General features: G+C 60.3%; 11 protein-coding genes. 8 read left to right on the forward strand and 3 right to left on the reverse strand.

Annotated features, from left to right (window positions below; genetic code table 11):
- Window positions 1–122: 122 nt before the first annotated feature.
- Both aroQ and glnA read right to left on the reverse strand, forming a co-directional pair.
- The gene (gene aroQ, locus ACF8FG_RS10120) at window positions 123–665 is read right to left on the reverse strand and encodes a gamma subclass chorismate mutase AroQ (protein ID WP_014592691.1); all 543 of its coding nucleotides are present in this window, start codon (window positions 663–665) and stop codon (window positions 123–125) included.
- 148 nt (window positions 666–813) lie between these two features.
- The gene (gene glnA / locus ACF8FG_RS10125) at window positions 814–2,220 is read right to left on the reverse strand and encodes a type I glutamate--ammonia ligase (protein WP_003249219.1); all 1,407 of its coding nucleotides are present in this window, start codon (window positions 2,218–2,220) and stop codon (window positions 814–816) included.
- Window positions 2,221–2,690: 470 nt separating this feature from the next.
- Between glnA and thiI the strand changes: the two genes are divergently transcribed.
- The 3 genes from thiI to ACF8FG_RS10140 all read left to right on the forward strand — a co-directional run bounded on the left by thiI (window position 2,691) and on the right by ACF8FG_RS10140 (window position 7,701).
- Complete coding sequence (gene thiI, locus ACF8FG_RS10130; RefSeq protein ID WP_014592690.1) at window positions 2,691–4,145, forward strand: tRNA uracil 4-sulfurtransferase ThiI; 1,455 nt, start codon at window positions 2,691–2,693, stop codon at window positions 4,143–4,145.
- Window positions 4,146–4,273: 128 nt separating this feature from the next.
- On the forward strand, window positions 4,274–6,094 hold the full coding sequence (gene typA / locus ACF8FG_RS10135) for a translational GTPase TypA (RefSeq protein ID WP_010955599.1): 1,821 nt from the start codon (window positions 4,274–4,276) through the stop codon (window positions 6,092–6,094).
- 185 nt (window positions 6,095–6,279) lie between these two features.
- Window positions 6,280–7,701, forward strand: a complete 1,422-nt coding sequence (locus tag ACF8FG_RS10140) for a PhoPQ-activated pathogenicity-related family protein (RefSeq protein ID WP_014592689.1) — start codon at window positions 6,280–6,282, stop codon at window positions 7,699–7,701.
- A gap of 98 nt (window positions 7,702–7,799) precedes the next feature.
- Here the strand turns inward: ACF8FG_RS10140 and ACF8FG_RS10145 are convergent, their stop codons facing one another.
- The gene (locus ACF8FG_RS10145; RefSeq protein ID WP_003249225.1) at window positions 7,800–8,204 is read right to left on the reverse strand and encodes a YkgJ family cysteine cluster protein; all 405 of its coding nucleotides are present in this window, start codon (window positions 8,202–8,204) and stop codon (window positions 7,800–7,802) included.
- 184 nt (window positions 8,205–8,388) lie between these two features.
- Between ACF8FG_RS10145 and ACF8FG_RS10150 the strand changes: the two genes are divergently transcribed.
- The 5 genes from ACF8FG_RS10150 (at window position 8,389) to ACF8FG_RS10170 (ending at window position 13,738) form a co-directional block, all read left to right on the forward strand.
- Window positions 8,389–10,839, forward strand: coding sequence for a glycogen/starch/alpha-glucan phosphorylase (locus ACF8FG_RS10150; protein ID WP_019438724.1), 2,451 nt, complete (start codon window positions 8,389–8,391; stop codon window positions 10,837–10,839).
- 237 nt (window positions 10,840–11,076) lie between these two features.
- Complete coding sequence (locus ACF8FG_RS10155) at window positions 11,077–12,087, forward strand: class 1 fructose-bisphosphatase (protein WP_010955595.1); 1,011 nt, start codon at window positions 11,077–11,079, stop codon at window positions 12,085–12,087.
- Between the two features lie 3 nt (window positions 12,088–12,090).
- Window positions 12,091–12,687, forward strand: coding sequence for a DUF924 family protein (locus ACF8FG_RS10160; RefSeq protein ID WP_014592686.1), 597 nt, complete (start codon window positions 12,091–12,093; stop codon window positions 12,685–12,687).
- Between the two features lie 227 nt (window positions 12,688–12,914).
- Window positions 12,915–13,169, forward strand: coding sequence for an outer membrane protein assembly factor BamE (bamE, locus tag ACF8FG_RS10165; protein WP_003249234.1), 255 nt, complete (start codon window positions 12,915–12,917; stop codon window positions 13,167–13,169).
- Complete coding sequence (locus tag ACF8FG_RS10170) at window positions 13,166–13,738, forward strand: lipocalin family protein (RefSeq protein ID WP_004576931.1); 573 nt, start codon at window positions 13,166–13,168, stop codon at window positions 13,736–13,738. Before bamE ends, ACF8FG_RS10170 begins: the two co-directional genes overlap by 4 nt.
- Window positions 13,739–13,839 lie beyond the last annotated feature (101 nt).

Below are 13,839 nucleotides of genomic sequence, written 5' to 3' on the forward strand. Positions count from 1 at the left end.
AAGGCCTGGATTTGCGCTCAATCGGATCAAAATTTGCTGAGCGGGCGCTCCGCGCGACCTGTTTTGGGGTGCATGGCGGAGCGTTTGGCGTTGTTATGCACCAATATAGAGCATTGGCGCGCCTAGTGTTTCGGGCACAGCTGTGCGGTTGCGCGGACCAGGGTAAGGTGGCGTATCGGGTCATTGGTGCGGGCGTGCAGGGCGTTGGCGAGTTTACGCGCGCAGTCCTCTGGAGGGTGCCGGTCGAAGCGCCCCAACTCGAATAGAAGCGTTGTCTGAAGCTTGTCCAGGCGAGGCCGCAGTTGGTCGACCAAATCAAGGACGGCTGCTGATGGCCTCTGCTCTAGCATGACCCAGCGATCGAGCAAGGTGTACTGCATCAGCTTGTTGGCCTCGATCTGGTCGCTGAAGAAAGCTGCGGCGCGTTCAGGGCTGAGGTCATGGTCGGCAGCCTGCTGGCGCACCAGGGCAAGGACTTCGCGCTCGCGCTCGGGCGCCGCTACGGCAAGGTTGTGTTCCCACTTGTGCAGTGCGACCGAGCTGGCCAGGTCCAGTCGGTACTCGATGTTGGACAGGAGTGGGTTGAATTCAGGCTGGGATGCTTCAGGAGCGATGCAGCCGATCAAGGCAAACGGCAAGCAAAGTGACGTGATGGCCAGGCGCATGGTGTTCTCCATACAGAGGGAGAATGGATTGTGCGCAGTTGACCAAACGCTGCTTGTAGGGGCGTTCTGATTCGCATGTATGAAAACAAAAACGGCCTCCCGAGGGAGGCCGTTGTGATCATGTCATCGGCGCGATGCGCCAATCAGATCAGCAGCTGTAGTACAGCTCGTATTCCAGCGGGTGTACGAAGGTACGGACCTTGATTTCTTCTTCGCTCTTCAGCTCGATGAAGGCATCGATGAAGTCGTCGGAGAACACGCCGCCCTTGGTCAGGAACGCACGGCCTTTATCCAGCTCTTCCAGAGCTTCTTTCAGGCTGCCGCACACTTGCGGGATGTTCTTGGCTTCTTCTGGCGGCAGGTCGTACAGGTTCTTGTCGGCCGCGTCGCCTGGGTGGATCTTGTTCTGGATGCCGTCCAGGCCAGCCATCAGCAGGGCCGCGAACGCCAGGTACGGGTTGGCCGATGGGTCCGGGAAGCGTGCTTCGATACGGCGGGCTTTCGGGCTGCCAACGTAAGGAATACGGATCGAGGCGGAACGGTTGCGAGCCGAGTAGGCCAGCATTACCGGGGCTTCGAAGCCTGGAACCAGACGCTTGTACGAGTTGGTCGACGGGTTGGTGAAGCCGTTCAGGGCCTTACCGTGCTTGATGATACCGCCGATGAAGTACAGGGCGGTGTCGGACAGGCCGGCATAGCCTTCACCCGAGAAGGTGTTCTTGCCGTCTTTCCAGATCGACATGTGCACGTGCATGCCCGAGCCGTTGTCGCCGTACAGTGGCTTCGGCATGAAGGTGGCGGTACGGCCGTAAGCGTCGGCAACGTTGTGCACGACGTATTTCAGCGCCTGTACTTCGTCAGCCTTCTTCACCAGGGTGTTGAACTTGACGCCGATTTCGTTCTGGCCGGCAGTCGCCACTTCGTGGTGGTGAACTTCAACGGTCTGGCCCATTTCTTCCAGGGCGTTGCACATGGCAGTACGGATTTCATGGTCGTGGTCGAACGGCGGAACCGGGAAGTAGCCGCCTTTCACGCCTGGACGGTGGCCTTTGTTGCCGCCTTCCACGTCAGCGCCGGTCATCCACGAGCCCTGCTCGGAGAAGATCTTGAACATCGAACCGGAGATGTCCGAGTGGAACTTCACTTCGTCGAAGATGAAGAACTCAGGCTCTGGGCCGGCGAATACGGTGTCACCGATGCCGGTGCTCTTCAGGTACTCTTCAGCGCGCTTGGCGATGGCGCGTGGGTCGCGGTCGTAGCCCTGCATGCTCGACGGGTCGACGATGTCGCAGGTGATGATCAGGGTTGGTTCTTCGGTGAACGGGTCCAGAACGGCGGTTTCGTCGACCGGCATCAGGATCATGTCGGACGCTTCGATGCCTTTCCAGCCAGCGATGGAGGAACCGTCGAACATCTTGCCGACTTCGAAGAAGTCTTCGTCCAGCGCATCACGCGACGGCATGGTCACGTGGTGCTGAATGCCTTTGGTGTCCGTGAAACGCAGATCAATCCACTTGACGTCATGATCTTTGATGAGTTGAACCGACTTCGACATGTTGTCCTCCGGATGGTCTAGAGCGCGGTGGGCCGCTGCCCTGGAAAAAGGGTGTTGCCGGGCGCGGATAGTCGGCCAAGCTTACCTGCCTCACAAGGGAGCAAATTGCATGCCAGTGCCCGAAAATGGCGAGGGTGGGATAAAAGGGGGCGTTTGCGGGCATTTGGCGTTGGGTTAGCGGGTAAAAGTGCACCCTTACGATGCGTTTTTTGATCGTGTCGCACCAATAGGGTGCGCTGCATAAGTGATGTGCCAGCTTCTTGGGCCTCTTCGCGGGTAAACCCGCTCCTACGGGCTTTGCACCGCCTGTAGGCGCGGGTTTACCCACGAAAGGGCCGGAACAGGCACTGCAAAACCTGGCCTCTGCATTTATCTCAAAGCTTCTGATCAAAAGTTGGTCAAATCCTGAGCAATTTCCGATATAATTCGCGCCCCTCATTTTCGGCAGGCCCTGCGCGCGCTGTTAACCAATGAAACTTATCGTCAAAGTCTTCCCAGAAATCACCATCAAAAGCCGGCCGGTGCGCAAGCGCTTCATCCGCCAGCTTGGCAAGAACATCCGCAACGTGCTCAAGGATCTCGACCCTGAGCTCGCGGTCGATGGTGTCTGGGACAATCTCGAGGTGGTCACCCGCGTCGAAGACGAAAAAGTCCAGCGCGAGATGATCGAACGCCTCACCTGCACCCCGGGTATCACCCACTTCCTGCAGGTAGAGGAATACCCGCTGGGTGACTTCGACGACATCGTCGCCAAGTGCAAGCACCACTTCGGCCACCTGCTGGCCGGCAAGCACTTCGCCGTGCGCTGCAAGCGCGGTGGCCACCATGACTTCACCTCGATGGACGTCGACCGTTACGTCGGCAGCCAGCTGCGCCAGCAGTGTGGCGCCGCCGGGATCGAGCTGAAAAAGCCTGAAGTGCTGGTGCGCATCGAAATCCGCGACCAGCGCCTGTACGTGATCCACAACCAGCACAATGGCATCGGCGGTTATCCGCTGGGTGCCCTGGAGCAGACCCTGGTGCTGATGTCGGGTGGTTTCGACTCCACCGTTGCGGCGTACCAGATGATGCGCCGCGGCCTGATGACCCACTTCTGCTTCTTCAACCTCGGCGGCCGTGCCCACGAGCTGGGCGTGATGGAAGTGGCCCACTACCTGTGGAAAAAGTACGGCAGCAGCCAGCGCGTCCTGTTCATCAGCGTGCCGTTCGAAGAAGTGGTTGGCGAGATCCTCAACAAGGTCGACAACAGCTACATGGGCGTGACCCTCAAGCGCATGATGCTGCGCGGCGCCGCCCATATGGCCGACCGCCTGCAGATCGACGCGCTGGTGACCGGCGAAGCGATTTCCCAGGTGTCCAGCCAGACCCTGCCGAACCTGTCGATCATCGACTCGGCCACCGACAAGCTGGTGCTGCGCCCGCTGCTGGCCAGCCACAAGCAGGACATCATCGACCAGGCCACCGAAATCGGCACCGCGGACTTTGCCAAACACATGCCGGAGTACTGCGGCGTGATCTCGGTAAACCCGACCACCCATGCCAAGCGTCACCGCATGGAGCACGAAGAAAAGCAGTTCGACATGGCCGTGCTGGAGCGCGCTCTTGAGCGCGCCAAGTTCATTTCCATCGACCATGTGATCGATGAGCTGGGCAAGGACATCGAAATCGAGGAAGTGGCCGAGGCGCTGCCAGGCCAGATCGTCATCGACATTCGCCACCCCGATGCCCAGGAAGACGAACCTCTGGTGCTGGAAGGTATCGAAGTCCAGACCATGCCGTTCTACGCCATCAACAGCAAGTTCAAGCACCTGGACCCCACGCGCCAGTACTTGCTGTATTGCGACAAGGGTGTGATGAGCCGTTTGCACGCACACCATCTGCTCAGTGAGGGACATGCCAATGTGCGTGTTTATCGTCCGACATAAGACGCCGGGGCTGTATGGCGGCAGTATTCGCCATCGCCCTCCCGACCGCCGGGCCCGCTGAGCCTTAAACGGTACATATTGGCCGCCTACACTGGGCGGCAACCGAATCCTCTGATCGAGATACACTTGTGATCGAAAATCTGCGTAACATCGCCATCATCGCCCACGTTGACCATGGTAAAACCACTCTGGTCGACAAACTCCTGCGTCAGTCCGGCACTCTGGAGCGTAACGAGCTCAACGACGAGCGCGTCATGGACTCCAACGACCAGGAAAAAGAGCGCGGTATTACCATTCTGGCGAAAAACACCGCCATCAACTGGAACGGCTACCACATCAACATCGTCGACACCCCCGGCCACGCCGACTTCGGTGGCGAGGTTGAGCGTGTAATGTCGATGGTCGACTCCGTGCTGCTGCTGGTCGACGCCCAGGACGGCCCGATGCCGCAAACCCGCTTCGTGACCAAGAAGGCTTTCGAAGCCGGCCTGAAGCCAATCGTCGTGATCAACAAGGTTGACCGTCCGGGCGCACGTCCTGACTGGGTTCTGGACCAGATCTTCGACCTGTTCGACAACCTCGGTGCCACCGACGAACAGCTGGACTTCAAAGTGGTCTACGCCTCGGCCCTGAACGGCATTGCCGGCCTGGACCACACTGCCATGGCCGAAGACATGACCCCGCTGTACCAGTCGATCGTCGACAACGTACCAGCTCCGTCTGTTGACCGCGACGGCCCGTTCCAGATGCAGATCTCCGCACTGGACTACAACAGCTTCCTCGGCGTTATCGGTGTTGGCCGTATCGCCCGTGGCCGCGTCAAGCCGAACACCCCGGTTGTCGCCATCGACACCAACGGCAAGAAGCGCAACGGCCGTATCCTGAAGCTGATGGGTCACCACGGTCTGCACCGCGTTGACGTCGAAGAAGCCCAGGCTGGCGATATCGTCTGCATCAGCGGTTTCGATGAGCTGTTCATCTCCGACACCCTGTGCGCCCCGGATGCGGTAGAAGCGATGAAGCCGCTGACCGTTGACGAGCCGACCGTTTCGATGACCTTCCAGGTCAACGACTCGCCGTTCTGCGGTAAAGAAGGCAAGTTCGTCACCAGCCGTAACATCAAGGACCGTCTGGACAAGGAGCTGCTGTACAACGTTGCCCTGCGCGTTCAGGAGACCGACTCCCCTGACAAGTTCAAGGTTTCGGGCCGTGGTGAGCTGCACCTGTCGGTGCTGATCGAAACCATGCGTCGTGAAGGCTTCGAAATGGCCGTGGGCCGTCCTGAAGTGATCATCCGCGAAGTCGACGGCGTGAAGCAGGAGCCGTTCGAGAACGTCACCATCGACATCCCTGAAGAATCCCAGGGCAAGGTCATGGAAGAGATGGGTCTGCGTAAAGGCGACCTGACCAACATGGTTCCGGATGGCAAGGGCCGCGTTCGTCTGGAGTACAACATTCCAGCCCGTGGCCTGATCGGTTTCCGTAACCAGTTCCTGACCCTGACCAACGGTGCAGGCATCCTGACCTCGATCTTCGATCGCTACGACACCATGAAGTCGGGCCAGATGTCCGGCCGCCTCAACGGCGTACTGGTTTCGGTCGAGACCGGCAAGGCACTGACCTACTCGCTGGAAACCCTGCAGGCTCGCGGCAAGCTGTTCGTTGAACACGGCCAGGAGATCTACAACGGTCAGATCATCGGCCTGAACAGCCGTGACAACGACCTGGGCGTGAACCCGACCAAAGGCAAGAAGCTCGACAACATGCGTGCTTCGGGCAAAGACGAAGTCATCGCCCTGGTACCGCCAGTTCGCCACACCCTCGAGCAGGCCCTGGAATTCATCCAGGACGACGAGCTGTGCGAAGTGACGCCTAAGTCGATCCGTCTGCGCAAGAAGATCCTGGACGAAGGCGAGCGTACCCGCGCAGCCAAGAAAGCCAAGAACTGAGTTAGCTCAGGCTGAATGAAAACGCCCCCGGTCGAAAGGCCGGGGGCGTTTTTGTTTGCCTTGTGGAAAGCTCCAGTAGGAAGCGACTGTGTTTTGCAGGTGCTTGTTCGACGGCAAACCGAGGAGCCTTGTGACAATCAGAAGCCGTGCTTAGGTTGGCTGGCTCTTTCTTTGGAGCTTGGAACATGAATTGTCGTTACCTGTTGTTTATTCCGTGTCTCGCCGTCAGTTTTCAGGCCAGTGCCCAGCAGGCGTGTAGCGCGTTGCGACCGCAGGAAATAGCCCGCTGTCATGTCGAGAAGGTGAGACAGGCACCCTTGCAGTACCAGTTGGAGCAGAAGACACCCGCACAGGGCTATACGCTGTATAAATACCGGATGACCTCACAGACCTGGTCGCCTGAGCCCGTTGTTGAGCCCCGCCTGTGGGAGCACCGCGTCGAACTGTTCGTGCCAGACGTGGCATTGGCGGAGAAAGCGTTGGTAGTAGTCAATAACGGTGTGAGGTTTGGTGAGGAACAACAAATCCCTGACTACTCGTCCGAGGCGTTGAGTGCCATTGCCGTGCAGACACAGACTGTTGTGGCGTCGATCAGCGATGTGCCCAACCAGTATGTGACCTTCCGTGATGCACAAGCGCCGATGCGCGAGGATGATGCCGTGGCCCACACCTGGGCGCATTGGCTGCGTAACGAAGCGGCTGCCCCGGAGCTGCCGCTGCATGTGCCAATGGCCGCTGTCGCCAGCAGGGGCATGGACCTCATGGCTGACGCGTTGCCCGAGCTACGCCTCGAACAGTTCATCATCACCGGTGCCTCGAAACGCGGTTGGAGTGCATGGCTGACGGCCATGGCCGATGATCGGGTAGTTGCCATCGTGCCCAGCGTCATCGATGTTGCCGACACTTCCAGCATGCTGGAGGGCTTGCGCAAGCGGTACGGTGGTTCATGGCCATTGGCGCTTTGGCCCTATCAGGCTGCGGAGGTATTGCAGCAGTTGGGCAGCCCGGCCTTCGCTCGGTTGATGGCACTGATGGACCCGATGCAGTACCTGGATGAGCCGGGTGCTCGCCTGAAGATACCGAAATACCTGGTGTCCGCCAGCGGGGATGATTTCTTCGCCCCTGATCACGCCACGGACTACCTGCAGCGCCTGCCTGGCCAGACCAGCCTCAGGGTGCTGCCGAACTCGGACCATGGGGGCGTGCGTGCGCATGTTGTCACTACCCTCGTGCCGATGGTTCAGCGTATCCAGGCCAGCCTGCCGATGCCTCGCGTGCAAGTGGCTCCGGGCGAAGGAGCTGCGCATGTGCTGGTACGGCTTTCGGAAATGCCTGTAGCAGTTAAGGTATGGACTGCGGCTAACCCCTTGGATCGGGACTTCCGCCATGCCTGTGGGGTACGCTACACATCGCAGACGATCATCCCCAGTGAGGCGTTCAGCCTTGACTGGGCGCCGCCGGCGCAAGGCTGGCAGGCGCGGTTCGTAGAGGCGCGGTTTGCTGATGGTTTCGTTGTCACCAGCCCGGTCAGCGTTTTGCCGCAGACTTATCCTGAGCATCCACCAGCGGATCAGGGTGGTGCTTGCCGGAGCTTCCCCGCTGGTTGAAATGGGAGCGGTGGGTTCAGTGCTTCATGCCCAACTCGGCATCGCCACAGAATCGAGCGCCGCCCGCGCGGCGCTCGATTTATGCCCCGGCGCAAGACTCAACGCCCAACCACCTTGGGCTTGTAGGCGCAATACCCCGGCCGTGGCCCGACCTTGGGGTGGTTGCGGCAGGTATCCGGGCGCTTGTCATAAATGGTGCATAGCCGGCTTTTACGATCCAGGTACATGCAGTCGTCGTTGCTCATCCGGGTCAGGGTGAAGATCCCGGACTTCTGGTTGAAGCGCTCGATGATGCCTTCTTTTTGCAGGCGCTTGGCCACGTTCTTGGGGGGTTCGTCTTTTTCGAACTCGTCGACCACACCGATACGGATCAGATCCTTGATCTTCACCTCCACCGGCAGGGTGCAGCAGGTCGAATGGCAGCCATGGCACATGTTGCTGGTATAGCGCTGCCAGGTCTCCAGGCGGTCGACTTCGGCCGCGGCGATCAGGGTCGTTTTCATCTTTATAGGGTGGATCACGGTCTTGGGGCGCGCGATGATACCGGAATTGTTCAATTTATGAACAACCTTTTGCCGGAATCGCAGAGTGGGCATGAAAACTGCGAACCGTAACTGTCGCTCTCTGTCGAAGGGTCTAGTCTGAACACTCTCCCTCCGCTTTCGTCAACTTGCCCGAGGATGCCGCATGTCCCAGGAACCCAAAGCACGTGACGCCGAAGTCGCGGATTTTCGCGCTGCTGTACTGAACAAGCTGACCTACGCGGTCGGCAAGGACCCCGAGCACGCCTTCGACCATGACTGGTTCGAAGCCATTGCTCTGGCCGCGCGCGATCACATGGTCGACCACTGGATGGATCACACCCGGCAGGCCTATCGGCGCAGCCAGAAGCGTGTCTATTACCTTTCCCTGGAGTTTCTCATCGGCCGCTTGCTGTACGACAGCCTGAGCAACCTGGGCCTGCTGGACGTGGCCCGCGATGCGCTGGAAGGGCTGAATGTGGACCTCGAACGCATTCGCCTGCTCGAGCCGGACGCCGCGCTGGGCAATGGTGGCCTTGGCCGTCTGGCTGCGTGCTTCATGGAGAGCATGTCTACCCTGGGTATCGCTGCCCATGGTTACGGCATCCGCTACGAGCACGGGCTGTTCCGTCAGGCCGTGGTCGATGGCTGGCAGCAGGAACAGACCGAAAACTGGCTGGATTTCGGCAACCCCTGGGAGTTCGAGCGCGCCGAGGTGATCTACCCGATCAGCTTTGGCGGCAGTGTCGAAACGGTGCACGATGCAAGCGGTAGCCAGCGCCAGGTATGGTGGCCGGGCGAGACGGTGCGAGCGGTGGCCTACGACACGCCGGTAGTCGGCTGGCGTGGATCCAGCGTCAACACCCTGCGCCTGTGGCGTGCGCGGGCGCTGGAAGAGCTGCACCTGGAGCGCTTCAACGCCGGTGACCACCTGGGGGCTGTGGCTGAAGTGGCGCGTGCCGAGAGCATTTCGCGTGTGCTTTACCCCGCCGACAGTACCGAGGCCGGTCAGGAACTGCGCCTTCGCCAGGAGTACTTCTTCGTCTCGGCTTCGCTGCAGGACTTGCTGCGGCGCCACCTGAACATGCACAAGGACCTGCTCAACCTGCCTGATGCAGCGGCCATCCAGCTAAACGACACCCACCCTTCGATTGCGGTGGCGGAGCTGATGCGGTTGCTGGTGGATCAGCACGAAGTGCCTTGGGAAAAGGCCTGGGAGCTGACCGTCGGCACGCTCGCCTACACCAACCATACCCTGTTGCCAGAAGCCCTGGAAACCTGGCCGGTAGCGCTGATGGAGCGCATGCTGCCGCGGCACATGCAGATCATCTACCTGATCAATGCCTACCATATCGATGCGTTGCGGGCCAAAGGCCTGCACGATTTCGACGTGCTGCGCGCGGTTTCGCTGATCGAGGAAGACAACGGCCGACGGGTGCGCATGGGCAATCTGGCGTTTCTCGGCTCGCACAGCGTCAACGGTGTGTCGGCGCTGCACAGCAAGTTGATGAAGAGCACGGTGTTCTCCGAGCTGCACAAGCTTTACCCGCAACGGATCAACAACAAGACCAACGGCATTACCTTCCGCCGCTGGTTGTACCAGTCCAACCCTCAGCTGACCGAGATGCTGGTCGAGGCGCTTGGGCCGGAACTCAAGGACGACCCGCAGACGCTTCTGGCGGGCCTGGTGCCGTTCGCCGACAAACCCGGTTTCCGCAAGCAGTTCGCTGCCCAGCGGCTGCACAGCAAGCGTGCCCTGGCCAGCATCATTCAGGATCGCATCGGCGTCACGGTCAACCCCGAGGCGTTATTCGACGTTCAGGTCAAACGCATTCACGAATACAAGCGCCAGTTGCTCAACCTGCTGCACACCGTTGCACTGTACCAGGCCATACGCAACGACCCCGGCACCAACTGGGTGCCGCGGGTGAAGATCTTCGCTGGCAAGGCTGCGGCCAGTTACCACCAGGCCAAACTGATCATCAAGCTGGCCAACGACATCGCCCGGGTGGTGAATAACGACCCGACAGTGCGCGGCCTGCTGAAGGTGGTGTTCTTGCCCAACTACAACGTCAGCCTGGCCGAGAGCATCATCCCGGCGGCAGACCTTTCCGAGCAGATATCCACCGCGGGTTACGAAGCTTCCGGTACCAGCAACATGAAGTTCGGCCTCAATGGTGCGCTGACCATTGGCACCCTGGATGGCGCCAACGTGGAGATGTGCGAACAGGTGGGGGCCGACAACATGTTCATCTTTGGCCTGACCGCGCAGCAGGTTGAAGCGCGCAAGCGTGCTGGTGATTTTGGCGCCAGTGCTGCCATAGCCGCTTCCAACCGCCTGACCGATGTGTTGCAGGCCATTCGCAGTGGTGTGTTCTCGCCAGACGACCCTTCCCGGTACACCGGGTTGATCGACGGCCTGGTGGCCTACGATCGCTTCCTGGTGTGTGCCGATTTTGACGCCTACTGGGATGCTCAGCGCCGGGTCGAGGATCTGTGGCACACACCGCAGGAGTGGTGGCGCAAGGCGGTGCTCAATACCGCGCGGATGGGCTGGTTCTCGTCGGATCGGACCATTCGCGAGTATGCGACCGAGATCTGGAAGGCGCTGGATTGAGGCAGGCCTGTGCTGGCTTGATCGCGGGTAAACCCGCTCCTGCAGGGCCCTCATAAGCCTGTAGGCGCGGGCGCGCCCGCGAACCGCCCCACAACCAGACCACCGGCCTGGCGAAGGCTGAACTACCGACCTATTGTGCCGTCTGAGAGCCGTGGCGAGTCTCATCACTCGCTAGCCCGTCACTCTCCCTGTAAACTGCGTGGGTTTTTCATCCCCCCAATCCGTTCGGAGCCATACATGTCCCGCGTTACCCTGAGTCGCTATCTGATTGAGCAGACCCGCAGCAACAATACCCCTGCCGATCTGCGCTTCCTGATCGAAGTGGTAGCGCGTGCGTGCAAGGAAATCAGCCATCACGTGTCCAAAGGCGCCCTCGGTGGTGTGCTGGGCAGCATGGGCACTGAAAACGTGCAGGGCGAGGTCCAGAAGAAACTGGACGTGATTTCCAACGATATCCTGCTGGAAGCCAACGAGTGGGGCGGTCACCTGGCTGGCATGGCTTCCGAAGAAATGGACAACGCGTACCAGATCCCGGGCAGGTACCCGAAAGGCGCCTACCTGCTGGTCTTCGACCCGCTGGACGGTTCGTCGAACATCGACGTCAACGTGTCGGTCGGTACCATCTTCTCGGTTCTGCGTTGCCCTAACCAGTACCTGAGCCAGAACGAAAGCCTCAACGAAGAAGCGTTCCTGCAGCCAGGTACCGAGCAGGTTGCTGCCGGTTATGCCATCTACGGCCCGCAGACCATGCTGATCCTGACCCTGGGCAACGGCGTCAAGGGCTTCACCCTGGATCGCGAACTGGGCAGCTTCGTGCTGACCCACGAAAACATCCGCGTACCGGAGACCACCGCCGAGTTCGCCATCAACATGTCCAACCAGCGCCACTGGGAAGCCCCGGTACAGCGCTATGTGGGCGAACTGCTGGCAGGCGAGACCGGCCCGCTGAAGAAGAACTACAACATGCGCTGGATCGCCTCGATGGTGGCCGACGTGCACCGCATCCTGACCCGTGGCGGCCTGTTCATGTACCCACGTGACGCCCGCGAACCAAGCAAGCCGGGCAAGTTGCGCCTGATGTACGAAGCCAACCCGATGTCGTTCATCATCGAACAGGCCGGTGGCGCTTCCACCAACGGTTACGATCGCATCCTCGACATCAAGCCAGAAAGCCTGCACCAGCGCGTGTCGGTGATTCTCGGCTCGAAGGAAGAGGTCGAGCGCGTTACCGCTTACCACAAGGAGTAAATCATGCTCGCACCTTGGCAGCCGTTGCTGGAATGGTGGTTCGGTTGGGGCACCAGTGCCCAGGCCGTGGCTGACGAGAAGAGCACGCTGTGGTTCGGCAAGCATTACGATGCCGACGCCCATGCGCTTTTTGGCGACTTGGTCGAGCACGCCCTGGCGGGTGGGCTCGAAGAGTGGCAGCAAAGCCCGCAGGGCTGGCTGGGCCTGCTGATTTTGCTCGACCAGCTGCCACGCATGATCTACCGCGACACGCCGCGTGCCTTCGAGGGCGACCGGCGTGCTCAGGTGGTGGCCATGCAGGGCCTGCAGAAGGGCTGGGATTACCAGCTGCTGCCGATCCAGCGCGTGTTCGTGCTGCTGGTACTGGAGCATGCCGAAGTGCTGGACTGGCAGAACCTGTGCGTGGAGCGTTATCGAATGCTGCTGGACGAACAGCCCGAGGCCAACCGCCGGCTGTTCGAAGGCTTCCTCGACTATGCCGAACAGCACCAGCGCGTAATTGCCCGCTTCGGGCGCTTCCCGCACCGCAACCTGGTGCTGGAGCGGCCGAGCACCAGCGAAGAGATGGACTTTTTGCTGGAGCCTGGGTCCCGGTTCTAAGGCCCAAGGGGCCTGCTGCGCAGGCATCGCGACGCAAGGCCGCTCCAATTAGGGGCGGCCTTTTTTATTGGGCGCATGATTAATGCTTTGTGATTAATCGCACAATAGTGGCCATCCGACCAATGGTGTAGGGGCATAGGGGGTGGGGCAGGGAACCTGGGAGGGATTTTCACGTCGAAGGTCACTGCAGGCCACTCGCCTGTATCATCTTTCAGGAGTGTCCCTTCATGTCGTTGCGTTCCCTCGCCCTGTTGTCGCTGTGCGTCGTGCTGACTGCCTGCAGCAAGATCAATCAGGAAAACTATTCCAAGATCAAGGCCGGTATGAACAAGGCCGAGGTCGAGCAGTTGCTCGGCACGCCGACCGAGTGTTCTGGCGCGTTGGGCATGAGCAGCTGCACCTGGGGGGACGAGAAGAGCTTCATCAGCGTGCAGTACGCAGCTGACAAAGTGCTGATGTATTCCGGGCAGGGCCTCAAATGAGGCGTGCGTACCTGCTGATGGGGGTATGCCTGGCGTTGCTGCTGGGCGGTTGTGCAGGTTCCGTGCACGACCCGCTGGCGCCGAAAACCGCCGGCCATGTCGACCTCAAGCGCTACCAGGGCAAATGGTACGAGCTGGCGCGCCTGCCCATGCGCTTCCAGGAAGGCTGCGAGCAGTCCGAGGCCCATTACAACCTCAGGCCTGATGGCAGTTATGGCGTGCTCAACCGCTGCCGCACCATGGGTGATGAATGGCTTCGCGCGGAAGGGCATGCGAATATCCAGGAGCCGGGGCACACCGACAAGCTGTGGGTCGAGTTCGATAACTGGTTCACCAGGCTGGTGCCTGGCGTGGCGCGGGGTGAGTACTGGATTCTTTATGTGGACGACCACTACCGCACGGCAATCGTCGGCAGCCCGGACCGTAAGTACCTTTGGATTCTGTCGCGCACGCCGACACTGCCGGCTTGGGAGCGCGAGAACCTGCTGTCCAGGGCGCGGCAGCAGGGGTATGACACCAGCCGCTTGATCTGGCGGGCGTCCGATCAGCAAATTGTAAAAATGCACTGAGTTTTTTGGGGTTGCGTGGCAACCCTTCGCGGGCAAGCCCGCTCCCACAGGTTCTGCGCTGAACCCTGGGCTGCCCCCAAGACGTTTTGTGGGGCAGTCCA

The sequence above is a fragment of the Pseudomonas sp. YQ_6 genome (assembly GCF_043103245.1).
Taxonomy (GTDB): Bacteria; Pseudomonadota; Gammaproteobacteria; order Pseudomonadales; family Pseudomonadaceae; genus Aquipseudomonas; species Aquipseudomonas alloputida.